The 22,819-nt window shown below is 46.8% G+C and carries 20 protein-coding genes; 5 read left to right on the top strand and 15 right to left on the bottom strand.

Annotation, left to right across the window (positions count from 1 at the left end; genetic code table 11):
* Positions 1-181 precede the first annotated feature (181 nt).
* The gene (locus QUA57_RS11600) at positions 182-406 is read left to right on the top strand and encodes a hypothetical protein (protein ID WP_333060937.1); all 225 of its coding nucleotides are present in this window, start codon (positions 182-184) and stop codon (positions 404-406) included.
* A 415-nt stretch (positions 407-821) separates the two neighbouring features.
* Here QUA57_RS11600 and epsE read toward each other — a convergent pair whose 3' ends face one another.
* The 7 genes from epsE to QUA57_RS11635 form a co-directional block, all read right to left on the bottom strand.
* Positions 822-2,090: an exopolysaccharide biosynthesis GT4 family glycosyltransferase EpsE gene (epsE, locus tag QUA57_RS11605; RefSeq protein WP_333060939.1), complete on the bottom strand. Its 1,269-nt coding sequence runs from the start codon at positions 2,088-2,090 to the stop codon at positions 822-824.
* 388 nt (positions 2,091-2,478) lie between these two features.
* The gene (locus tag QUA57_RS11610) at positions 2,479-3,696 is read right to left on the bottom strand and encodes a DegT/DnrJ/EryC1/StrS family aminotransferase (protein WP_333040944.1); all 1,218 of its coding nucleotides are present in this window, start codon (positions 3,694-3,696) and stop codon (positions 2,479-2,481) included.
* A 621-nt stretch (positions 3,697-4,317) separates the two neighbouring features.
* Positions 4,318-4,893, bottom strand: a complete 576-nt coding sequence (locus QUA57_RS11615; RefSeq protein ID WP_333060940.1) for an alpha/beta hydrolase — start codon at positions 4,891-4,893, stop codon at positions 4,318-4,320.
* Between the two features lie 706 nt (positions 4,894-5,599).
* Complete coding sequence (locus QUA57_RS11620) at positions 5,600-5,908, bottom strand: DUF3493 domain-containing protein (protein ID WP_333057719.1); 309 nt, start codon at positions 5,906-5,908, stop codon at positions 5,600-5,602.
* A 169-nt stretch (positions 5,909-6,077) separates the two neighbouring features.
* Entirely contained in the window at positions 6,078-7,310 is a 1,233-nt protein-coding gene (locus tag QUA57_RS11625) for a DUF445 family protein (protein WP_333060942.1), read from the bottom strand.
* Positions 7,311-7,395: 85 nt separating this feature from the next.
* Entirely contained in the window at positions 7,396-8,103 is a 708-nt protein-coding gene (ubiE, locus tag QUA57_RS11630; protein ID WP_333060944.1) for a bifunctional demethylmenaquinone methyltransferase/2-methoxy-6-polyprenyl-1,4-benzoquinol methylase UbiE, read from the bottom strand.
* A 219-nt stretch (positions 8,104-8,322) separates the two neighbouring features.
* Positions 8,323-9,267, bottom strand: coding sequence for a response regulator (locus QUA57_RS11635; protein ID WP_333060945.1), 945 nt, complete (start codon positions 9,265-9,267; stop codon positions 8,323-8,325).
* A 156-nt stretch (positions 9,268-9,423) separates the two neighbouring features.
* On the opposite strand from QUA57_RS11635, the gene QUA57_RS11640 reads away from it, so the two are divergent.
* Entirely contained in the window at positions 9,424-10,518 is a 1,095-nt protein-coding gene (locus tag QUA57_RS11640) for a RuBisCO accumulation factor 1 (RefSeq protein ID WP_333060946.1), read from the top strand.
* A gap of 106 nt (positions 10,519-10,624) precedes the next feature.
* Here QUA57_RS11640 and QUA57_RS11645 read toward each other — a convergent pair whose 3' ends face one another.
* Complete coding sequence (locus QUA57_RS11645; protein ID WP_333060947.1) at positions 10,625-11,632, bottom strand: DUF4349 domain-containing protein; 1,008 nt, start codon at positions 11,630-11,632, stop codon at positions 10,625-10,627.
* 464 nt (positions 11,633-12,096) lie between these two features.
* On the opposite strand from QUA57_RS11645, the gene QUA57_RS11650 reads away from it, so the two are divergent.
* Positions 12,097-14,559, top strand: coding sequence for an ATP-dependent helicase (locus tag QUA57_RS11650; protein ID WP_333060948.1), 2,463 nt, complete (start codon positions 12,097-12,099; stop codon positions 14,557-14,559).
* Positions 14,560-15,027: 468 nt separating this feature from the next.
* Here QUA57_RS11650 and QUA57_RS11655 read toward each other — a convergent pair whose 3' ends face one another.
* A complete protein-coding gene (locus tag QUA57_RS11655; protein ID WP_333060949.1) occupies positions 15,028-16,755 on the bottom strand; it encodes a pseudouridine synthase in 1,728 nt (575 codons plus the stop codon).
* A gap of 289 nt (positions 16,756-17,044) precedes the next feature.
* Here QUA57_RS11655 and QUA57_RS11660 point away from each other — a divergent pair, with 289 nt between their 5' ends.
* A complete protein-coding gene (locus QUA57_RS11660; RefSeq protein WP_333060950.1) occupies positions 17,045-18,727 on the top strand; it encodes a tetratricopeptide repeat protein in 1,683 nt (560 codons plus the stop codon).
* 270 nt (positions 18,728-18,997) lie between these two features.
* On the opposite strand, the gene QUA57_RS11665 is transcribed toward QUA57_RS11660, so the two are convergent.
* The 3 genes from QUA57_RS11665 to QUA57_RS28675 all read right to left on the bottom strand — a co-directional run bounded on the left by QUA57_RS11665 (position 18,998) and on the right by QUA57_RS28675 (position 20,456).
* The gene (locus tag QUA57_RS11665; RefSeq protein WP_333060953.1) at positions 18,998-20,062 is read right to left on the bottom strand and encodes an aldo/keto reductase; all 1,065 of its coding nucleotides are present in this window, start codon (positions 20,060-20,062) and stop codon (positions 18,998-19,000) included.
* Positions 20,063-20,146: 84 nt separating this feature from the next.
* Positions 20,147-20,299 carry a hypothetical protein gene (locus QUA57_RS11670; RefSeq protein WP_333060956.1) on the bottom strand — a complete coding sequence of 51 codons (153 nt, stop codon included), beginning with the start codon at positions 20,297-20,299 and terminating at the stop codon, positions 20,147-20,149.
* A complete protein-coding gene (locus tag QUA57_RS28675; protein WP_445304471.1) occupies positions 20,229-20,456 on the bottom strand; it encodes an alpha/beta hydrolase fold domain-containing protein in 228 nt (75 codons plus the stop codon). The genes QUA57_RS11670 and QUA57_RS28675 overlap by 71 nt, the downstream gene beginning before the upstream one ends.
* An 8-nt stretch (positions 20,457-20,464) precedes the next feature.
* Between QUA57_RS28675 and QUA57_RS11675 the strand changes: the two genes are divergently transcribed.
* The gene (locus QUA57_RS11675) at positions 20,465-20,596 is read left to right on the top strand and encodes a hypothetical protein (RefSeq protein WP_333060958.1); all 132 of its coding nucleotides are present in this window, start codon (positions 20,465-20,467) and stop codon (positions 20,594-20,596) included.
* A 29-nt stretch (positions 20,597-20,625) separates the two neighbouring features.
* Here the strand turns inward: QUA57_RS11675 and QUA57_RS11680 are convergent, their stop codons facing one another.
* The 3 genes from QUA57_RS11680 to QUA57_RS11685 are packed head-to-tail and all read right to left on the bottom strand — an operon-like array spanning position 20,626 to position 22,798.
* Positions 20,626-21,810, bottom strand: a complete 1,185-nt coding sequence (locus QUA57_RS11680) for an L-dopachrome tautomerase-related protein (RefSeq protein ID WP_333060960.1) — start codon at positions 21,808-21,810, stop codon at positions 20,626-20,628.
* Entirely contained in the window at positions 21,807-21,938 is a 132-nt protein-coding gene (locus QUA57_RS28680) for a hypothetical protein (protein ID WP_445304470.1), read from the bottom strand. The genes QUA57_RS11680 and QUA57_RS28680 overlap by 4 nt, the downstream gene beginning before the upstream one ends.
* A 17-nt stretch (positions 21,939-21,955) precedes the next feature.
* Positions 21,956-22,798: an MBL fold metallo-hydrolase gene (locus QUA57_RS11685; protein WP_333060961.1), complete on the bottom strand. Its 843-nt coding sequence runs from the start codon at positions 22,796-22,798 to the stop codon at positions 21,956-21,958.
* Positions 22,799-22,819: the final 21 nt, after the last annotated feature.

The raw sequence follows: 22,819 nt of genomic DNA on the forward strand, positions 1-22,819 counted from the left end.
GCTGTGAAAAAAATAGGTAAGGCCCCTCTTCGGATAGATATTATTAATAGTCTTAATATTTAATTTTTAATCGCAGGTTGTGGATATTTTATATTGGCTATCTGGAGAGAAGAATCTATAATAGAGAGTGTCAAGGTCAGCTTTCAATCCTTACAGGGGATTAAAACAGAGGTATAACAATATGGCGAATTATCTACCGCTCGCGCAAGAACCTCAAGCCGCCGAGCCGATTGAGCTGTGCGAAGATTCTGAAATCTGGGGCAGTCTCAAATCAGCGATCGGCGCAAGTTCAGGATTTCAACGCTGGCAGCTAGAACTCAATTTTGATCGTCAGCAGCAAAATGCCACCATCGATCAGCAGGTTCGTTCCTATCTGCGGGAAACTTTAGAAACTTTGGCTTATTGAGAGCAGCCAAGCCAAATGCTGTAACCGATAGTACCTTCCCATCGCCCCATGTTTAAAACCAACTTGAAACACGGCGTTAATTTCACGATTTTTCAAAACAAAGGGCGTTTTAGAATGAATCATAGATATCCTAGCTCCTTCTATTCAGGAGCTAGGACGTTATCGATACCTACTCAAAAAAATCACCGTGTTCCATCTTAAAAAAATGAGCTGAGTTCCTTGAGGGGGCGACAACGCCTATCTTACCTTGATAGTAAAAGCATTGAATCCCCTGAACCTCAAAAAAGATAGCGGATTCTAGACAGGCTTATTGACTCATAAGATCGTCCAAGATAGGCTTGAACTTGATTCTCTAGGATAGCCACTCTCTTTTATTGACTCATGCCCGCAAAGATATTTTCGCTTGACCATTTACTCAAAACCTTGACGCAGCAATGCTTTCAACCTGCTTTTCACCCCGTGAAGTGAGTTCCTCCAAGGATTGAAGTAATATCTGAGCACTACGCCGATGGTGGAATTTAGCAGCAATCTTCTGTCGTGATTTTTGAATCAGGCTCAATGTTAATTCTTTATCCTTTAGCAATTTTGCTATGGCCTCTGCCATTTTTTCGGGATTTTCCGGCGGGACTAGCATACCGTCAACACCGTTATCTATCAGTTCCGCCATTCCACCCACCTGCGTCACTACTACAGGAGTTTGCATAGCCATTGCTTCCATAACAGCTACAGAAATTCCCTCTTTCAAGCTGGGTAAAACAAAAATATCAGCCTCTTGATAACCTTGGCGATTTCGTTCTTCTGAGACAGAACCAAGCAGCTCAACATAATCAGACATTGATTGCTCTTGAATGAATTTTTCGAGTTCTTTACGGTAGCCATTACCCGATTTTGCATCTTCCCCAGCAATCTGCAAGCGGACATCAAACCCTTGTTGTCGAAGCAACTTAATTGACTCAATCAGGTACTTTTGTCCTTTGGCTATATTGAGACGGCCACAAGTGTAAATTAGGCATTGACTGCCTTCCTGCCAAGGAGTATAGGGAGTTTCACGCTTAATTTCATCGAGATTTACACCGACTGGTGACACCCTCACATCCTTTGGCAAGAAGCCTGCCAGGTCATTTTTAACCGAGTTGAGGAGTTGTTCAGACATTACAGAAGCAAAAGCAGAATATTTCCATTTTTGTTCTTGATTGGGCCCAAAATCTTCTAACTGACCGAGAAGAGCCAGACTATAAGTTATGTCCGAAAGTATGGAGGCAAATAGGGCAATATTAGCAGCATTGCTACAGGAATGAACGTGGACGTGAGACCAGCCCTGGGTTCGGGCAAGCCAAGCTAGCTTAGCTCCCATAACAACCAATACCAAATAGTAAAGTCTTTGAGAAAAGGATATATTTTTAGTATTAGCAATTACACTGAGACAGCGCCACCAGGCAATCGGGCCAGCTTTGATGAGCTCTATGGGAACATTCACAAAATCTTTGATCTCAAATGGTATCAAATAATCAGTCATACTTTGCGCTTTCTCAGCCCAAGTATGTACAACTTGAGTGGGCGGACGGCGGGTTGATATCATGTGAGGTTCCATACCAAGATCGAGCATTGCTTGATATTCTCGCCATATCCAAGTATGAGTTTGTCCGGGAAATTCAGGGATAAAGTAGCCAATCTGTTTATTCATTATTGATTATTTTCCTTAGCAACTTGACAAATTGAAATATGCTAAACCATCGGTTATTTGTTCCTGAGCAAAGATGATTTTTAGCTGGCCAAACCCACGCCCTGCCATTTTTTGGGGAGAGGTAGTAGGTGATTTCAATAACTAGCTTTACAAAATCTAGGTTCACAGGATTTGGACTCACATTCGGCACCCCAGAGAGTTCATGTCTCAGAACTTTTAATAGCTACAAATATAGTTTTGGGGATACCCAAAAGTCTAGATGTAGGAACAAAAGACTCCAACCCCACTACATTGAGAGGGTGTAGAATTTTAGGTTACTGAATGTGAGCAGTTCTTCAATAGATGGTGACTAGCCGGAGAGGTTTCACATTGTTGTCTAGCTAATAGTCTAGGTGGCTTGGCCGGCTGTCAATTCTAATTGAGTCCGATCTTTGCCGATCGCCAAACATTTTTTAACAGCAGCAATTACATCTTCCACATCTGCATCTGTTAGTTTGGCCGAAATCGGCAAGCTAATTGTATGCAGTCCGATGTAGCTAGCATTCGGATAGTCTTCCGGCTGCCATCCAAACATTTGTTGATAGATAGGATGTTCCGGCATACTCATGTAATGTACGCCGACACCGATATTTTCAGCATTTATAGCGTTGAGAAACTCGTCGCGGCTGATTCCTGCTTTGGCTTCATCTACCAGAATGGTGTAGAGGTGATAAGCATGAATTGTATCCGGTTCGGGGCTGGCGGGCAAAGTAATCGGCAGATCCGCAAATGCTTCGTTGTAGCGCTGCCAAATCTGCTCCCGCCGCTGCCAATAAGGAGCAACTCGTTTCATTTGATGAATGCCGATCGCAGCTTGCAGATCCATCATATTGTATTTAAAACCGACCTCCACAACTTGGTAGTGCTTGTAACCCGAGTCTCCGAAGCGCTTCCAAGCATCTTTGCTCATACCGTGCAGCGCTAAAATTTTGAGCCGGTCGGCGTCTTCTTGACGGCCGGCCAGAATCATTCCTCCTTCGCCCGTCGTAATGTTTTTGGTAACATAAAAGCTGAAGCATCCGAAGTCGCCAAATGTGCCTGCTTTCCGCCCCTTGTACTCTGTTTCGATCGCGTGAGCGCAGTCTTCAATTAACTTCAAGTTGTGACGGCGAGCAATCTCGCAAAGCGCATCCATGTCACAGGGACGGCCTGCAAAATGAACCGGCAAAATTGCTTTTGTTTTTGGAGTTATTTTAGCTTCTACTTGAGCCGGGTCAATATTCATTGTCACCGGATCTACATCCGCCAGTACCGGTGTTGCCCCCGCGTGGATGATCGCATTAACTGTAGCGCAAAAAGTCATCGGAGTAGTAATGACTTCATCCCCCGGTTCTAACGAAGCAGCGAGGATGCTCAAGTGCAGTGCCGCCGTACAGGAATTGACTGAAATCGCGTACTGGGAACCCTTGTAAGCTTTGAAGTCATTTTCAAAACTCATGACTTTAGGGCCTGTACCTAACCAACCTGTTTTCATGGTTGACACCACTTCTTGAATTTCAGCATCTTCGATCGCCGGAGCGCCGAAAACCAAAAAACGGTCTTTTGAACGAATAGGATTGTTGTTCATTTTTCTAGTGTTACCCAGTAAATAGAGTCGAGCGAGTGAAAGTGTAGACCCCTAAAAAGTAAGATTTTATTGGGATTGGAGGTGCTGTTAATTAATCCACTCTCTCACCTTTTTTTAGTCAAGAGTTTTGGGGATGCCTTGCGCAATGGCATTTGTTATAGCACGAGCTTACTAATGACCAGCCGTTTTTCCGCAAGCGCCTGATTCTGACAGCGTTTCTCTATATTAATATAGATAATCTCCCATGTCCACCCGATCGGATTTCATTTTAGGAGCGATACACAAGCTCTTGCGTGCATTTTGTGTTTTAAATACTTTATTCAAAAAAAATAAGACTACTTCTGGATAAACTTTTTGTCAACTGTCGAACATCTATCGCGATATAGATTTTACAGCGAAGTTATCTAATTTCAGATTTTAGATTTTAGATTTTAGATTTTAGCATTAGGAATGACTGATTTCCGTCTGGTTTGAAGCTTGCCTGAAGTTAGATTTTGTTTTTAACTCGTGTCAAAATTAGGCAAATTTTGCACAAAAAAAAGGTAACTTCCCTGTAATTGATGCAGGTTCAACAATATTCTGCGATCGCTCGCACGAATCCACCCTCCTTGACACCATCTGCTATAGTCTAGGCAGGCGAATCTTGTTTAAAATGTCTTGCAGCCGTTCTGAAACGCCGCCCAATTGTTCTGACAAAGCTACAAGTTTGCCGTAAGCTTCAACTAAACGATCGCCCTCAACGTTAACTTCTGGAGTCGGATAATTCTTCATCGCTTCCAGCAGCGTAATCTCGTTATCATTAGTTGCCGACAGCACCAAGGCCTCGCGCAAAGCTTCTCGATTTGCATTCCCAGAAGGAGTGCGAATTACCTGACCCACTTCATCGAGAATTATTTCCCCAACCTTGCTGTTAAGCGTCCGATCCAAAAAGCTTTGACTGACTTTCACCGGTCTCGTCAGACTGTTGCGAACCGCTTCCGGGTCTTTTTTTGCCCTTCCCAGCAGCATTTCTAAGGCGGGGGACATTTGCCCAGTTTCTGCAAAAATTTCTAATTCGCTGACGGGTAAAGTCATTCGGATCGCACTGTATTTGAGCACTACCTTTTCGGCAGCCGCCGCAGCATTGCTGTAAAAGACAATTCCCGCGCCTGCTGCTAAAAATAACGTCCACCGCCCTTTGAAAAATGATCGACCCATAGTAAAATCTCCCAACATCTTTTTCTACTTCGACTTTGACACATCTCATTAGTTACTACACAGACTAAGCTCTTCGGGAAATGCCAAATTATTTGATCGCCCCAGCACTTATACCATTTTAGATTTTAGATTTTAGATTTTAGATTTGCCAATGACTGATGACGATCGTGGTTTCGATCACAAGTCTACAGTTGGATGATTTTTGGGAACTGGTATTACCTATATCGGATGCTAGGCAAAAAACTCGGTTCAGGGCACTTGTACCGGCCTCTCTGTACGCGGTACACACCCTACTGATAACACTCAACCATTCACTTTTGCGACCACGATTCAACCGTCAACAGTCAATACTCAACAGTCAACAGTCAACAGTCAAGAATCACCGACGGTGCAACCGAAATTGATATGATTCTCTCTCCCAAGCTCCCGATCCTAGCAAAATGCCGAACGCCAGCTATTCTATCAGTGAAGGCTGGCGCTGGGCTTAAATTTATTTAATATATTTAGGGTCTTTATGAAAGCTGACCCCAATTGAACGAATTACAAGCGGTTTATGATTAGGGCCTTTAAATTTGCTGACCCCAATTGAAGCCACATTATTATAATTACAGGGATCGCTGGCAAACCAGGATTTCATAATAATTTCTTTATATTTCTAACTTTTCCTTGCCTCAGATAGATTTTTGTCTCCATTTGTAAAGTTTTGTTACTTCGACTTCGGGGATCGGCCCTCGGCGCGCTGCTCCCAGCGAAACAGGAACACCATCAGGGCCACAACTCCGACTTGGAGGGCAAAATTAGGCAAAGCAGAACCAATTTCCCGGCCAGAGGCAATTTTAGCGAGGAAAACCAAGCCGCCGATAAAGCCCGAAGCGCCACAAGCTACGTAAACAAACTGTCGCAGAGGCCGGTAGGGAGTGGCCATTTCTGCGGTTAAACGCTCGTATTGTTGGCGGCTGAGGTTGCGCGGGTTTTTGGGGATGTTTGTGCGATCGTCCGAATTGGGGGCTGGCATAGATTTAGGAAATAGGTAAATTAGGATTGGGCCACAAAAACCCGGTTTCTACCAAAAACCTTCTGGCTTAGGTGGCAACTACTGCCGAAAAACCAGGTTTTTGGTACGGGGTGCGCCAGAGAGAGCGAATATTAGACTACAACAAATATCTCACAACTGCCGAAATAAATCACCGTTGAATCCAAACCACAACTGTCTGCAAACAGCCGACAAAAACACCCAAAATCCCTCCTAAATTTACAATTCCCTGCAACTCGCTTTGGACAATTCCCTGAATAGCTAACTCCAACTCTTCAGGAGAAGTACCTTTTACTCGATCGACAATCACCTGGTCAATATTCAAAATCGGGATAGCCTGAGCTACAATATTTTCTAAATCCCGTTCTAAATAGCGCTCTAAAACCAAAGCCAGTTCTTGGCTGACAATTCCGAGGGAAGCGCTCATCACCGCTGAAGTTTGCAATCGATTGAGAAGCAACCGCGAAATATTTTCCCAATCAATAGATTTGCTCAACCCCTCAAGTACGTCTGTACCGCGCTGTTGAACGTAGCTGCGAACGCTGTCGCGCATAGTTTTTCGCAACTGTCTCACAGTCGAAACCGGTAAATTTTGCATCGACAAATTTTGCAGCCATTCCTGAATTCGCCCGCGAATTCCCAAAGAAATAGTTAACTCTGCTAAGCGCTGATTTGTCGCTTCTCTGTCATCAAGACAAAAAGTCCGCAGCCGAGTTAAAGTATTCCGCAAACCAAACAAATTTGCTACTACCCAATAAGTGCCGCTGGTTTTTTCTCGAAAGCCTTCATCGATGATCGAAATATTGCGATCCGTCAAAAAGTCAATTAAAGCCTGCCGCAGCACTTCCGGTGGTATTACTACCTGCAACAACCACTCAGCAAGCTGAGCCGCCTGAGCTTCCGTTAGCTGAATCTCCAGCAAAACTTGATCGAAAATTTGATTAAGCTGAGCTTCTAAAAAATCTTCCCGGCGCGCCAAAACTTTGAGAATTCGCGGCATAGATTCACCCAGCAAATCTCGCAGAATGTTTGCGAGAATTTTAGCGGTTTTTTGCTCGGCGTCAGCTTTTACCTGATCCAGCGCCAACTGCAACAGCCAGAGAATTATCGACTGCATCCGCTCGGTTTGCAGGAGGCGGCGCGCCAAGTTTTGCAGTTCCTCCGGCGTCAGCAGGGAACCCATAATTGTGTCGGAAATTCGCTTTGCTAAACGCTCTTGGTTGCGGGGGATCAAACCGGGAGTGAAAGGCAACTGCCGCCCTTTGATGTAAATAGCTCGATAGGGGCGGAACAGCATTTTGATAGCTATATCGTTAGTGAAATAGCCAATAATTCCTCCCACTACAGGTGGGGCCAACAACAGCCAAATTTCAGACGGATTCATAAATGATTAAAAATAGAGTAAGGTGCACAGGGATCGGTGCACCCTATAGTTAGATAGCCGAGCTAGACTGCAAGCATTTTTAATTTTAAATTGCTTTGCCCAGTACCAATACTCCCATCATAGCTCCAGCAATGGGGTAGTGGGTGGCGGCGGCAAATCCGGCTTTGTTGGCGATCGCGACTTGCTCCTGGCCGATCGGGAATTTTTCTAAACTAGGATTAATGTAAGCATATTCTTGAGTCATGCCAAATTGCTGAGCAATGGGCACTACGAGACTGTCTAAATAAAACTGCTGAAAGCTCCGCATTAGGGAATTGCTGGGGCGGTGGAGGTCGAGAATAGCTGCTTTGGCACCGGGTTTGAGCACGCGGTGCAATTCCTGAAGACTGCGGAGGATGTCCGTCACGTTACGCAGGCCGTAACCCATTGTGGCGCAGTCGAAGTAATTGTCAGCAAAAGGCAAGTCTAGGGCGTCAGCTTCTACCCAGGAAATGGGACTTATAGGGGTGAGAAAAGGTCGATCGCGCCTGGCAGCCACAGCCAATTGTTCGGCGGAAAAATCTACTCCAAATACGCAACCGGTGGGCCCTGCTTGTTTAGCCAGCAACAAAGCTAGATCCCCGCTACCGCAGCACAAATCTAAACAAGTATTTCCGGGGCCCGCACTGCTCCATTTCACCGCCATTTGCTTCCAAATCCGGTGTTGCCCAAAGCTCAACCAGTCGTTCAATTGGTTGTAAACTGGTGCAATTCGATTAAATATAGTTTTAATTTGTTCGGCGTTATTAGTCATCGGTCATTTGTCATTGGTGATTGATAATTTGTAAAGTCAGCCGGAAAAAATAATTAATCCGTGCATTCATGTCATGCTGTCGCCAGTCATTAATGCTTTTTTATTTGTTAGCGAGCGCTGAGCTTTTCTCAAAACTCATTGGTTTGCTATCATTTTAAACTCAAGACTTAGAGGCGACTAAGGACTAAGGACTAATGACTGATGACTCATGACTGATGACTAATGACCCTGAAAACTCGTCAATACCAAAGCAACTTCTTGAGCGGCGAGGTGAACTGTTGTGAGCTCGTCTGGGCGCAGGGAACAAGGCTGCTTCCACTGCATGGAAATCAGGGCGATCGATCGACCTTTGTGAATCACCGGGATCGTCAGGTGAGCTTGAATGCCGGATTTCTGATAGTGCGGCAGGCTCGCTAAGGCTGTGTCGATCCCAATATTCACAGCACCCTGAATAGTTTGAGAGGTAATTGCTTCTCGAACCAGAGGGTCATCTGCCAGCCAATTTTCCACAGTTGAACCAGTGGTGTGAGTGCCTTGGACTGGTATTAAAACATTTTCTTCCACCAGTTGCAAAATGCAAGAGTCCGCCAAAAAATTATCACTTATAGCAGTAGCAATTGGATCTAAACTTGCTTCCAAACTCGGATAATCCACAGCCGTTTGCATGATTGTTGCTAACAGTTGTATTTGATTTTGGGCGCGATCCAATTCCTCAGTCCGCTGCTTGAGAATTTCATAAGTCTCGGCCGCCTTTTGCACCACCATTTTCAGTTCGTTCGGGTCCCAAGGCTTGGTGATATACTTGTAAACCTGTCCTGAGTTAATCGCATCCACCAAGTCTTCAATGTCCGTAAAGCCAGTCAAGATAATTCTGACCGTATTCGGAAACTGGGGCACGGTTTTGCTCAAAAACTCCGTTCCCTTCATTTCGGGCATCCGCTGGTCGGAAATGATGACGGCGACCTCGCCTTCGATGCCGAGGACTTCCAAGGCGCGAATTCCGCTCTCAGCTTTGAGCACGTTAAAATCTCGTCGGAAAGTGCGGTAGAGTAAATCCAGATTGTCTGGTTCGTCGTCTACTACCAGCATTTTGGGCTTTTTCGGTCTGTGTAGGGTCATGAGCTGGCGTTTAATTTGATCTAGCTCTGAAATGGCATTATCCATAACAATACGATAAACTCCCCTTTGTAAATTTAGGCGAGCAACTATTCTGTAACAATAGTCTCATAACTCACTTACTATTAATCTATCGCTCTGCCGCGACACGAGCCTTGCCGGTATCCAACCACACATAACTTAGCGCTAGTTTTTGATTCAATTATGACTGATACACCGCAAGATTCATCCCCTCCTGCATCTGCATCCTCCACAACTGCTGTGGATGCCGAAAAGTTAATTCGATCGCTCCGCCGAAAAGAAGGCACTTGGGTAGAGTGGGGACAGGCCTGCACTGCACTGCTAAAAGCTGGCTACAACTCTCAAAGGATTTTTGAAGAAACAGGTTTTGAGCCAATTCAGCAAAATCAAGTGAGTGTCGCAGCCCAAGTCTACACCAGCATGGTAAATGCTGGGGCTTCCGAGGAAGTTCGATCGCACTTTTTGGGCAAAGGTAGCGATATCTTATACGAGTTTCGGATTCTCTCTCAAGTAGAGCGGGCCGGGGCGGCTGCTTTGATGCTAACCCACAATTTGGATGTTGACGATGCTCGCCAAGTTGCTAAAGCCATCAAGGAGTTTTCGCACTTCGGGAGTCTCCCCCAAGGGTTCACAGACACTCCCGGCGATGCTATGGCTTACCAATGCTGGCAATTGGCGAGACAGAAAAGCGATTTGCAAGAGCGATCGCGCTTAATTGCTCGCGGTTTAAAATTAGCTAGCAGCCAAACCGCTAGGGCGCAAATCGAGCAGTTGCTCGTCGATTTTACCGTAGTTCCGAGACGGGAAGCGCCCCGCCTGCCTGTCTACAGGCTCGATACCGAGGAACAATTGCCCCGGATTGTCCCGGTTGTGGGCAAATTGCCGCTTTCTACGACAGATTTGCTGGCAGTGCCTTTGCCGGAGGAAATCGAGCCGTTCCGAATGGTAAAATTTTCCGGAGCCGGAGCTTGGGTGGCGATTCCCGGATGGCAAGTAATTTTGAACGCTGAAGATCCGGTGGCTGTTTTGGAAATGAGCGATCGATTGCCAGTACCGCTGCAAGGCAAAGTTGAAGAAGTTTTGATTATTGCCGATCGAGCTCAAAGACAGTGGGATGCTGAGAGTTATTTCCTCGCAGATAACGGGGGCAATTTAGAATTGTACTGGTTTGAACAATCCCCGGATATTCCTATTTTGGGGCGAGTTGTTCTGGTGATGCGTCCTAAAAAGATTGTGGATGAAGACTATACCAAAGATGGATGGCAAATTGATGATTAGTCAGTTGTCAGTTGTCAGTTGTTAGTTGTTATCAGCAAACAGTCAACAGCCAACAGTCAACAGTCAACAGTCAACAGTCAACAGTCAACTGACTACTGACTACTGACTACTGAGGCGGTTTCGGTTCTGGAGTTGTCGGATCAGAATGCTGTTTCTTAAATCGATTAAAGCCGTAAACCGCAGCCGCAATTAAGAGAAAATAAGGACTGTAAGCCAACACCCAAATACCCAAAGCAAACAAACCGAGCGTCAATTCTCCCACCGAATGAGTCGCTTTCCCCCAAGTTTCCTGCACGCGCAAACCTAGAGAAGGTTCGGGAGTTTGTTGAGCCGATATTGCTGCTTCTAGAGTTAAGCTAATAGTCGAATAGGCTACTTGATTTCGCAAACTTTTTAACTGAGCGTCGATGCGTTCGATCGACTCCCGAATATTGCTCAACTCTTGAGAAACTTTGAGCACATCGCCGACAGATCCCGATCGCTCCATAATTTTTAACACCATTTCTTCCGATTTGCGGAGGTTCCGCAGTCTAGCCTCGCTGTCAACTAATTGATTGGTAACATCCTCAGCCGTCAGAGAACGGTTCTCTACAGTTCCGAGTTTTGCCAAAGCCTCTAAAGTAGTTTCTAACCGTTCTTGAGGCACGCGAATCTCCACAGACGCCGTTTGGCGGACACTCGAATCCGGGGGCTTTTGATTTTGGAAACCCAAGATATCGCCTTGCTGTTTTTCGACAATATTAGTAACAGATTTAGTGCTGGCGTCAATAGATTTGACAACTACACTGAGTTGGGCTTTTTTAATCAGTTGGGGACGGGTTGCTGGAGTTTCTGCTGCTTTTTTTGATGCACCAGGAGTTTTTGACCTTTGGGCTGCTGGTTCGGGTGCTGGTGCTGATTGTGGAGCCGATGCCGCAACTTGGTTTTCAGGGCTGCTGGATGAACCTGCGCCGCCTGGAGCGCTGCTGGACGTTTGAGCTCCTCCGCAGCTAGGCAAAGCAATTGTTGAAGATAAAGTTAAGAATACCGCCACAGCAAAACGAGTTGTGCTGTTGTTGGCTGGGTTTGGGTTTGGCTTGGGCGGGGGGGAATTGATTTTGAGGTGAGTTTTCATTTGGGTGACTCCTCTAAAAAAGGCTTGGGTATTGAATTTTATGCTGGTTTCAATTTAAGCTTCAATAGATAGTGTTAGTTTAGCCGATACCGAAATGGAAACGGTAGAGGTTGAATACTTTGGGATTTTTAACCGCAGATAAACGCAGATGAACGCAGATGAAAGCCAATAAATATCGGTGTGATGACCGAAAACAATTGGGTCACAAGTCCCCGGATTCATCCGTGGAGCGAGAAAAAAGCTCCTCACTCCCAATGGCCAACCCCCGGATTTCTCAGCGGGGTCGCTTTATTCAATTCTTTAATCTAAAATCTAAGATCTAAAATCGATTGACGGTTTGGGTTCTGGCGATACGCGATCGCAACTAAAGCAACTCGGTTTCTGATACCGTTTGAAAAGGCTGAACGCGACAAATATTTTTCTAATCTAAAATCTAAAATCTAAAATCTAAAATCTAAAATCGAATGACAGATGAATTTGATACTGATTTTATGCGATCGACAACCCAGATCGATCGCCCGGATGTAGCCTCAGCGCTTTCCGAATCAGGGTTTGTCGCAGTTTTGCGAGAACAAGCTTGCCTTAAAATTCGCGAAAGCTTGCGTGCGGGGCAGCAGGACATGGCGGATTGGCAAGGCGGTCCCCTTGCTGTTTCGGCTGTTCCGGGGGCCGGGAAGTCTACGGGAATGGCTGCTGCGTCGGCAATTGCGATCGCCCGCAACCAGCTTCACAGCCGCCGCCAGTTAATTGTCGTGACATTTACGCGATCGGCTGCTGCTAATATTAAAGCTAAAATTCGGGAAAGATTGGCAGAATTGTCTTTATCGCAAGGCGGTTTTGCGGTGCACACTTTGCACGGTTTAGCTTTGAATATTGCGATGCGCCATCCGGATTTGTCGGGTTTAAATTTAGAAAACTCAACCTTAGTTACTCCCACTCAAAGTCACCGATTAATTCGCACTTGTGTAGAACTTTGGATTGCCGAAAATCCCCGCCGATATCAAGTTTTGTTGGAAGGACAGCAATTCGACGGAGAGGAAACGGAGAGGCTGCGGCGACAATCGGTTTTGCGGACAGAAATTTTGCCGCAGGTAGCTAAAACTGTGATTCACGAGGCGAAATCTTCTGGTTTATTTCCCGAACAGTTGTTAGAAATGAATGCTCTTGATACAGGGGATGGTTATGAGATTTTAGCAGTAGCTGGGGGTTTATATCAAAAATATCAGGCTTTGTTGAGGAGTCGGGAATTCATCGATTACGACGAAATGATTTTAGCCGCTTTGCGGGTGTTGGACAATCCGAGGGCGAGGGCGATCGAGCAAAAGCAAGTATTTGCTGTTTTCGAGGACGAAGCGCAGGATTCGACACCTTTGCAGACTCGGCTTTTGGAAACATTGGCGATCGATCCCGATCATCCTACTTTACCTCCCAATTTTATCAGAGTTGGCGACCCAAATCAAGCGATTAATTCTACTTTCACTCCTGCAGACCCGATTTATTTTAACCAATTTTGCGATCGGTGCGAAGTGGAAAATAAGTTAGCGACAATGGACGGCGCAGGCCGCAGCACCCAGGTGATTATCGATGCGGCTAACTTTATGTTGCAATGGGTAAATAGCTCGAAATTAGCGGGAACGGAACAGCCTTTTCGCGACCAAACTATTAAGCCAGTACCCAGCCATGACCCGCAGCAGAATGCAAATCCTGCCCCCATTGGTCGCGGCTTAGAATTGCATACTCCCCGGGATATTTACCATACAATTGAGTTAATTGGCAAGCGGGTAATTGAGTTGGTAGAGGAATTTTTACCGACCGATTTTGAATTTGGCAGGGATGGCAAAGATATCGATTCAGGCGGGGAAGCGAGTGAGGGGGAAAATAGTGCCAAATTGCCGTTAGAAAATCTGAAATCGATGGCTATTTTGGTGCGAGAAAACAAACAAGGTAAGTTTATCAAAGAAGTGCTGGAAAATCCTCAAAAACACGGATTAAGCTTTGATTTGCGGAAATACGGGATTAAAATTGAGGATGTGGGAGAGCGGGACAGACATTCTCAAGTACCTTGGGAAATCTTAACACTGCTGCAATTCCTCGATCGCCCGCACTCTCCAGACTACCTGAAAGCAGCCTTAAAGATTTTGAGCGATCGGCAACTGATCCCCAAACAAGACTACAATGCTTTTGCGACTAGCCCCGAGCAATTTCTTTACCCAGGCCCCCTAGACCCGCAGCAGTCAGATCCCGTTCGCAAATGTCGCTATTTTTGCTGCGGTTTGCTGCAAGCTAGCTTAGAATTGCCACCATACCAAATCATTTCCTTCTTAGCCTTAGCGCTGCAATACGACCAAACAGAATTAGCCACCGCCGACAAATTAGCAGAACGAGTAGCAATCCAAACAGCCGGCAACAATTCAATGCGGAATATTTTGGATGTACTGAGCGAAATTGTCAGTTCCGAAAGATTTGAACCTGTGGATGCAGACGACAAAATAGAAGAACGCTATACCAGCAAAGGTCAACTAACAATTATTACCATGCACAAAGCCAAAGGATTGGATTGGGATTGCGTATTTTTGCCGTTTCTGCACGAACAAACCATCCCCGGAAATTTGCGAGTTTTGCCGCAAACCCGATTTTTAGGAGATTTCACTTTAGCAGAGGTAGCGAGAGCACAAATTCGAGCAAGTTTGCACGAAAAATATCCTTTACCAAATCTAGGCGAAGCCTGGGAACAAGCAGGTTATTTGAAAACAGCAGAAGAATTTCGACTGCTGTATGTGGCGATGACGCGAGCAAAAAGCTTGCTGTGGATGGCGGCGGAGAAAAAAGGGCCTTTTACTTGGAACAAACCGGAGAATTTGCAGGAGCAAAAACCTTGTCCGGTAATGCCTGTTTTGAAGCAGAGATTTCCGAGTAATGCGAGCTAAAATAAATAAGAAGTAATCAGTAATAAGTAGCTCGTTCCCGGCTCTATTCATGGGTGATAACTTAACCTGAAGTTCCCCCATTTTGATAACTTCTAGCTTCTCTCCTAGCCTTGGTATATAATGCTTTGAGTAACCTGCGACTCGTTTAACCTAAATTGCTAGAAATATCCAGGGACGATTATCCTAACCCTCTGGTTAGTACAACTAAATAAACATCCTTGTGCAGGATTCATAAGAGGATCATCTCACTTTTGATGCACGCTATTGACGGTAATATGAATTTCATACATTTTCCGAAACTATTTCTTAATTTAAGACGCAATTCTCCAGCTTTCTGATTGTTTTAAGGTGGCTGCTAACCTGTAAATTTACTCAGAATTCAGGTTGCTTTGATTACTAAAAAATAAATATTTGCTGTCTCTATATGTAATTCCTAGCGCTCAACTATCGCTCGTTGCCGCCCTTAGATCAAAATGGTGTTTCTGCCTTTAGGTATAGCCTTTCTCCTAACTGCGGATGCTCAAAAGAAAGTTCCCGCGCGTGCAAGTGTAGCCGCTTCGCAGCAGCCCGACATCCGTAAAGCCGATCGCCCAAAATCGGTATCCCTAACCCTCGAACATCCGCTGCATGAACCCTCAATTGATGCGTGCGTCCCGTCAGCGGCAAAAACTCGACGCGATCGCAATTTCCCTCTGTTGCCATTACCTGAAAGCGAGTAACACTGGGCTTTCCGCACTCCCAATTGACTTGCTGGTAAGGGCGATTTTCTGGATCGCCCCAAAGTGGGAGATCGATCGTCCCCGCATCAATTTTTACAGTACCCGAAAGCAGCGCTTCATAAACTTTGTGAACCTGCTTTGTTTCAAATTGCTGCCTGAGTTGAATGCTGGTTTCTTTGTCCCGCGCCAATAGCAAAATCCCCGATGTTTCCCAATCTAAACGATGCACCGCATTCAAATCAAAACTATCCGGTAATAAGTTACGCAAACGACTAAAAACACTATCTTGATTTTCCAGATAACGACCCGGAACTGACAACAAGCCAGAGGGTTTATTAACCGCAATCAACCATTTGTCTTCATAAATAATCGGTAGCATTTGCGTAACGGGCAAGATGCCCGTTCCACAAGAAAAATTATTGCTTGTGGGGTGGGCTTCTAGCCCGCCCGTAAAACCCTCATCCATATTAGAAACAATCGGATTTTGAGCCAATCCTGACAGCAAAAAACCCATCAACGGCTGACACCGATCGCTACAAGCACCATAAAATTCTCCCTGTATCTTATCGCCCGATGGCGGCCCCCACCAAAACTCAGCCATTGCCAGCGGTTTCAGATTGTGTACTGCCGCGTAGTGGAGCAATTTTGGCGCGCAACAGTCGCCGGTGCCAGTGGGAATAGAATTGGTTGGCATCAATGAGGAGAGCGAGCGCGATTTCCCTAAAAAATTCATCAGAGTGTAAGCCGCGTGCATCTGCGTTTGAAGTTCGCGGGAAAGTTCTTTTCGCCGCTGTTTCAGCGCCCGCATCCGCCCATCTGCAGCTTCAATTAATTGTTTTAGCGGCTGCAATGTTTCATCCCGCTGCCGTTTTAATTGCCTGCGTTCCATTTTCTCCAAACGGCTTTCTTGATTCAGTTGTTCCAGGGCAACTTCTAGTGCTTCTGCTGCGAGAGTTTGACACCGTAACTGGCGTTTTTCGTCTCGCTGCAGCTTGCAATTGCGGTGGCGAGCGCTCAAAACTTGCAATTGCACTTCAAACTCCCGAAATAAGGCTTCATACTCTTGTCGCTGCGGGAGTTGATTCAATGCAATAAGTTCCTGTTTCATCGCCTCCAATTGAGTTAACGTGCGGGCTTCCTCAAAAGCAACTCGATCTCGTCCCGGAATCGGTGGCACCCAGCCCTCAACAATGCTGCAACCGTTCAGCAGCCCGGAAAATGCTTTGAGTATCCGCTGTTCCCCCGAAGGCATCTCCACCAGCAATATGCCGTACATCTTCCCTTCGCGATCGTAGGCATCGTCAGCCGCAAGGTACTGCATCAAACCCCGGGCAAGATCCTCGGACATTCGAGTACGCGGCAGTCTCAGCAGCTCGCCGCTTTGAGGACAAAGGCCTTCGTACCAATAATTCGGGTGCGAGTCGATCGAGTCCCAATGACAGTCAGTGAAATCTAAAAGCGCGTCCAACTCTAGCATCTTGAATTTGGTTTTAAACCTGAATTAGGGCATAGGTGCTTGTGTCCTCGATGCTTTCGGTCAATCGAAAATCGAAAATCGAAAATCGACTGACCGTATGTTACAGCCGTGTACCGCAAGTGGGAAGGGTGCATAATTTTATACCTACTCGAATTAAGTAAAAAGGATTTGTCGCACCAAGCCTGATATGCTAAATTTGTTTCCAAACAGCAGCGATATTAAGAAAAGCATAAGTTAATATATAAGACCGCAAGCTTGTTATCCCACTAAATTTTTATGTGAAAGGCGTATGCCAGACCTCTCGACTTCGGCTACAGAAAACTCCTCAAACCCCCAGCCAGCGCTGCTGCCGCCGATTTTAAGAATTTTTGCAGCATTTCCAGATTACGATCGGGGCAATAGATTGTACGCCGCAGGAAGGTACGAAGCGGCAGTCCTTTGCTACGGGAAAGCCGTTCAAATTAAGCCGGACTGGGCCAGGGCGTGGCTGAATCTGGGCAAAGCTTACAAGCAACTGCACTCCTACGCAGAAACCGTAGCCTGCGCCGATCGAGCTACAGCAATTAATCCCGAAGAATACTGGGCTTGGATGCTGCGCGGCACAGGGCTGTTAAGTTTGCAAAATCACTCAGAAGCGATCGCGGCTTTCGACACCGCAATTCAAATCAATTCAGAAAAGCACGAAGCTTGGTATCAGCGAGGCCGAGTTTTAGAGGAATTGCAGCAGTGGGATGCAGCCGCAAGCTGTTACAAAAAAGCAACCCAACTTCATCCGAATTTGCCCGCCATGTGGTATCGGCAAGGCAACGTGTTGGTTCAAGCGGAGCGCTATCCTGAAGCCGTGGCCGCTTTCGAGCGCGCGCTGAAACTCGTCCCGACAAATTGGGAAGCTTGGCTGAACCGAGGTTTGGCTTTGATGAAAGCGGAACGCTACGCTGAAGCTGTAACTTCTTACGATCGCGCCATTCAACTGCAACCCCAAAATACTCTGGCTTGGTTCAATCGGGGCATTGCTTCCGCAAAACTGCACAAATATGCAGAAGCGGTGACTGCATACGATCGCGTACTGCAAATGCAGCCCAACGACTGCGAAGCTTGGTTTTATAAAGGAATGGCCCTCAAACACCAGTGGGCGGATGCGGCAATTGCTTGTTTCGATCGGGCAATTCAAATTAATTCTTTTTATCCCGAAGCATGGATCGGGCGCGGTCAAACACTGTCAGAATCGAGAGATTTTGAAGGGGCGATCGCAGCTTTTGACCAAGCCGTTCAAATTAATCCGAATTTTCCCGAAGCTTGGCTGGGTAGAGGCATCGCCCTAGCAGGATTAGAACGCTACAAAGAGGCAATTATCGCTTACAGTAATGCCCTACAAATTGAAGGTAATTTTCTAGAAGCTTGGAACTTGCGAGGCGAAGCTCTGGAAAAATTACAGCAATACGAAGAAGCGATCGCCTGTTTTGATAAAGTAATCTCTCTGACTTCAGAAGCAGAAATTACATCAAAAGTAGGGCTGCAGCAAGGCGCAGCGCTGGAAAAATTGCAGCGTTACGAAGAAGCCGTCGCAGCTTACAACCGCGTACTAAAAATCGTGCCAGACAATTTTGAAGCTTGGTTGCAACGCGGCAACGCTTTGTCAAAATTGCAGCAGTACGAACAAGCTCTAGCATCATACGATCGAGCAATTACTGTCTGGCCGGATAACTATCAAGGCTGGGTACAGCGAGGTTTGATCCTAGGGGAAATGCAGAATTATTCCCAAGCACTCGTCGCTTTTGACCAAGTGATTCAACTCAAGCCAGACAACTGGGAAGCTTGGGCGCAGCGGGGCGACGTTTTGCAAAAATTGCAGCGAACTCAAGATGCTATTAGCTCTTACGGAGTCGCCCTTGAAATCAAACCCGATTACTACGAAGCTCTAGTCAGTCGAGAAGAATTGAGGCTCAAGGGCGCGATGTCAGGAAAGTGGTAAGGGGAAATTGACGAAGAGTTTTGAGTTTTGGAATTGCTTTGTTCCTCGTAATACCGCGTTGGGGTAAAGTTTGAGCTATTTAACTTAAAACTAAAAACTTTCCGTCTGCTCTCTTCCTCTGCGTTCTCTGCGCCCTCTGCGGTTCATAAAAAAATCTAAATCCCACAACGCAAAAGAGCCGGAGACAACCTCTCCTCTAGCCTTGGTGGGTTATCTAAAGAAATAACTCTCCCCTCATCCTAGATTTGCTTAGGAATAATAAAAAAGCGCTTACCCTAGCCACGATGGGTTCATGGCGGTACTATCAAATTGGTTGGTAGTTTTATACAGTTCGTATTGCCCTTTTGCCGCCGCCTCGCGAGTGCGATTAAGCATTGCTGTAACTTGTGCTCGATCCATCGGCTTAAACGTGCGAGCTGCCTCAAACGCTTGATCGAGGAGTTGCATACTATCAATGCCAGTAATCACGACTGAAGTAGGCAGATTCATCGCATAGTGGAGACATTCGATCGGACTTACTGTATTGCTTCTAAGGACGTAGGGGTCGCCCATAGATTTCATCCCCAATACACCTATTTGGTTCTTCACCAGCACCGGCAGAACTTGTTGCTCAAAACTTCTAAAATGAGCGTCCATCACGTTCAGCGGCATCTGTACCGCGTCAAAACGGAAATTGTTTTGAGCGGCAATTTCCATCACTCGCAGGTGAACCACAGGGTCTTTGTGTCCTGTAAACCCGATGTAGCGAATCTTGCCCGCCTTCTGCGCTTCTACTACCGCCTCCATAGCCCCGCCGGGAGCAAAAATGCGATCGGGGTCTTCCATCCGAATAATTTCGTGATGCTGCATCAGGTCAATGCGATCGGTCTGCAACGCCTTCAGTGACTCATCAATCTGCATCATCGCAGCGCCCTTGGTGCGGCCGTCAATTTTGGTCATCAGAAACACCTTTTGCCGATAGCCATCCTTGAGCGCTGCACCCATCCAGCGGTGGCTGCGTCCGTTGTGATAATCCCAAGAATTGTCCATGAAATTGATGCCACGGTCGATCGCACTGCGGATCAGCTTAATACTTTCTTGCTCCTCTCGAATGCGTCCGATATGGTGTCCCCCCAAGCCAATTGCAGACACTCGCTCTCCTGTGCGTCCCAGCGTCCTGTAACTCATCTCGCCGCTTTGGGTTTGACCTTGGGCTACTTCATTTTTAACCTCTACTTGAGTCAGTTCATCTTGAGCTAACACGGGTTTCAACAACCCTTCGGAAGCAGCCAGCCCTGCTGCAACCAAACCTGAAGCAGAAGTTACTTTTAACAACTTGCGTCTGCTGATACCCATAAATGTCTCCTTCAAAAAACTACTAAGACGTATACTAAATCCCTACTCTTGACACCCTAACCGCGACAGCTAGTTGCGCGTCTGTCAACATCCCGATCGCAATCCGGCTGCAGCTTCGCTAACTGCCTGCTTTGCCTTATCCGCCACGGCTCCCATGCCAAAGAACTCATGAGTTACGTTGGTATAATTGGTTGCCTTGACAGCAAAACCAGCCTCGCGTAACCGATTGTCCTTCACTCCGCAGCGGGTCAATGTCTGCCGCAATTACCGTCGCAGGGGGCAGACCACGTAGGTTTTCGGCTCGCAACGGTGAAGCGTAAGGATTACTCCCGTCAGCCTCACTTTTGATATATTGGCTCCAGAGGATATTTTCTGATTCACAAACTTCTCCAATAAATAATAATGATGAAGCGTGCGATCGGGTCTTTCCAACGAACGATCGCGCTTTTTGTGTTTGAGGCTAGTTTTCTAGCATTGACCGCCCCCGATCGTAGAAGAGACGATCGCGCGATCGCCCGGAATGCAAACGCTTGACTGCCTTTTGTGACTGTGAACGCGGTAGTTCACCGCAGTCCTACAGGTTGGGCATTAATCCGAACTCGAAACAGGCTGTAGGGTTTCTGTCGCAAATCCTGACCGTTGTGATACCTAGCTTGGCGGTGGAGTTGATTTGCCGTGAAATAAAGGTAACCATTCGAGGCGACGGAAAGCGTGTCGGGCCACAGCACTCGCGGGTCATGCACCAGCCGTTCGATCGAGCCGTCCGGCAGACGACGCTGAATTGCATTCTGCTCGTAGTTTGTCAGATAAATTCGGTTTTGAGCATCCGACTCCAAGCCATCGGAAGCTCCTCCCTTCTCGCCGTGGTCTACCACTGTGCCGGCAACTTCTCGATCGGACATCGGCTCGTTTACTAAGGCATCGACAGCCACGCTGTAGAGTCGTCGTGATGCAAGTGGAGTGTAGAATAGTCGCTCTCCATCCGCACTAATTGCAATCCCGTCGGAACCAATTTTGATCGGACTGGGCGGTTGACCCGGTTCACGATTCATAATGGGCATCCCTTCCACACTGGGTAGAAAATTGGGGACAGCTTTCGTGGAAGGATGATCGTTCAACCGCCGCCAACTTCTGCCGGAGTCCAAGTCAACCACAATAATTCCATTTGGTCCCTTGTCCGACGAGTCGGTAATGAATGCCATTCCAGCCTTACCTCGCCGCAAATCAAAGCGAACATCGTTCAGGTAAGTTGTTGGCAATGCCACATTTGGGGGAAAGACAATGGTTTTAAAAACCTGGTTTTGCCCCAGATCCACTCCGACCAATTTTGCTCCACCGGGCTGTGGTGGGGCAAAGTTGATGCTGGCAGTATCTAAAATCCACAAGCGATCGCGCGGGTCAACCACCACACTTTGAACCGAAATCAGGGACTTTGATGGGTCGCTTGGGTTCGGGCGATTAATTTCAGGATTAGGATACGCCACAGTCTGACCATTCCTGACTTCAGCAACAGTGTACTCTACGCGATCGCCCCATTTAGGAAAGTTCACAAAGATGCGTCCGCTTTGGGAAACAGTAACACCTGTAGGCATCGGACCGTTGAAGACCGCAACGGGTTCAATATCGCCAACCGTTTGTTCTGTGGGCAGCGTTGTTCGATCGATCTGGGCGGGTTGAGACTGGGCATAAACAGCAGAGCCGAGAAAACCGACGGCTGCAAGAAATAGTAGGAGTTTAAGCATCTTCATAGAATACCTTCTTTATACTGATGCCATTGGCATGAGATTTTGTAGAAGAAGATCGGACGAGTGTCGCGGACAAAAAAGCCTCGGACACGCCGATCGTCGATGATCGAACCATCAGAATCTGTTACCAAAAATAATGATGAAATTTCTAGTTTTGAGAGTTCCTAGACCCGCCAGCGAAGGCTTTTAACTCAATAGCATCGTGACTGCAAAACACGCGCACATCTTTACTATGCTGCACCGATAATGCGTGTAGTCGGTCTTGATTGAGCAACCGAGTCTTGCGATCGACCTCCATCATCCATTGGTAGGCGCGCAGACCGGGCGTGCAGCGTCGGTTAGCGGCATCCATCTCGTGTCGGTAGAAATAGGCATCGCCTGCGTGCATGAGCCAGCCATCGGGTGTATCAATGGCAATGCCAGCATGACCGCGCGTGTGCCCCACCAAGGGGATTAGCAAAATTTCCGGCGGCAACCCGTCGAGGTCGCGGACTGCTTCAAAACCGAACCAAGGTTCGCCACCCGCCGAATAGTATTTCCAGCGTTTGACTTCATCCCACTGCCCCGGACGATAGCGCCTTTTTGTGATGAAACCGTGCCGATCCTGTGCGGCATCGATTTCAGCCTGCATGACGTGTACCGTGGCTTCAGGGAAATCCTCTAGACCACCGGCATGATCGAAATCGAGGTGGGTTAGCACAATATGGCGCACATCGCTTGGTGAAAATCCGAGCTGTTCAATTTGATGGATTGCCGTGTACTTGCGATCGAACTGGATATTATTAAAGTGGACGAAAAACGGGCTGAGCCGAGAGTAAGGCGAGTGGATATCCCGCAGCCCGAAGCCGGTATCGATCAGAACCAGTCCCTGATTCGTTTCAACGAGCAGACAGTGGCAGACAAGGTTAGCCGTCAAACCCCGACTGAACCCATCGAAAAGCGCCCCTCCAATGGGACACATACAGCCACAATTGAGATGATGAATTTGCATAAATGTGCTGTACTAAATTAC

Source organism: Microcoleus sp. Pol7_B2, from assembly GCF_036701035.1.
In the GTDB taxonomy this organism is placed as follows: Bacteria; Cyanobacteriota; Cyanobacteriia; order Cyanobacteriales; family Microcoleaceae; genus Microcoleus.

Coding starts and splice junctions, on each gene's coding strand:
- QUA57_RS11680 (WP_333060960.1), bottom strand. CDS start 21,810: ATGAAGATGCTTAAACTCCTACTATTTCTTGCAGCCGTCGGTTTTCTC.
- QUA57_RS11640 (WP_333060946.1), top strand. CDS start 9,424: ATGACTGATACACCGCAAGATTCATCCCCTCCTGCATCTGCATCCTCC.
- QUA57_RS11655 (WP_333060949.1), bottom strand. CDS start 16,755: ATGCTAGAGTTGGACGCGCTTTTAGATTTCACTGACTGTCATTGGGAC.
- QUA57_RS11600 (WP_333060937.1), top strand. CDS start 182: ATGGCGAATTATCTACCGCTCGCGCAAGAACCTCAAGCCGCCGAGCCG.
- QUA57_RS11635 (WP_333060945.1), bottom strand. CDS start 9,267: ATGGATAATGCCATTTCAGAGCTAGATCAAATTAAACGCCAGCTCATG.
- QUA57_RS11675 (WP_333060958.1), top strand. CDS start 20,465: ATGATGAAGCGTGCGATCGGGTCTTTCCAACGAACGATCGCGCTTTTT.
- QUA57_RS11610 (WP_333040944.1), bottom strand. CDS start 3,696: ATGAACAACAATCCTATTCGTTCAAAAGACCGTTTTTTGGTTTTCGGC.
- QUA57_RS11665 (WP_333060953.1), bottom strand. CDS start 20,062: ATGGGTATCAGCAGACGCAAGTTGTTAAAAGTAACTTCTGCTTCAGGT.
- QUA57_RS11645 (WP_333060947.1), bottom strand. CDS start 11,632: ATGAAAACTCACCTCAAAATCAATTCCCCCCCGCCCAAGCCAAACCCA.
- QUA57_RS11625 (WP_333060942.1), bottom strand. CDS start 7,310: ATGAATCCGTCTGAAATTTGGCTGTTGTTGGCCCCACCTGTAGTGGGA.
- QUA57_RS11620 (WP_333057719.1), bottom strand. CDS start 5,908: ATGCCAGCCCCCAATTCGGACGATCGCACAAACATCCCCAAAAACCCG.
- ubiE (WP_333060944.1), bottom strand. CDS start 8,103: ATGACTAATAACGCCGAACAAATTAAAACTATATTTAATCGAATTGCA.
- QUA57_RS11615 (WP_333060940.1), bottom strand. CDS start 4,893: ATGGGTCGATCATTTTTCAAAGGGCGGTGGACGTTATTTTTAGCAGCA.
- QUA57_RS11685 (WP_333060961.1), bottom strand. CDS start 22,798: ATGCAAATTCATCATCTCAATTGTGGCTGTATGTGTCCCATTGGAGGG.
- epsE (WP_333060939.1), bottom strand. CDS start 2,090: ATGAATAAACAGATTGGCTACTTTATCCCTGAATTTCCCGGACAAACT.
- QUA57_RS11650 (WP_333060948.1), top strand. CDS start 12,097: ATGACAGATGAATTTGATACTGATTTTATGCGATCGACAACCCAGATC.
- QUA57_RS11660 (WP_333060950.1), top strand. CDS start 17,045: ATGCCAGACCTCTCGACTTCGGCTACAGAAAACTCCTCAAACCCCCAG.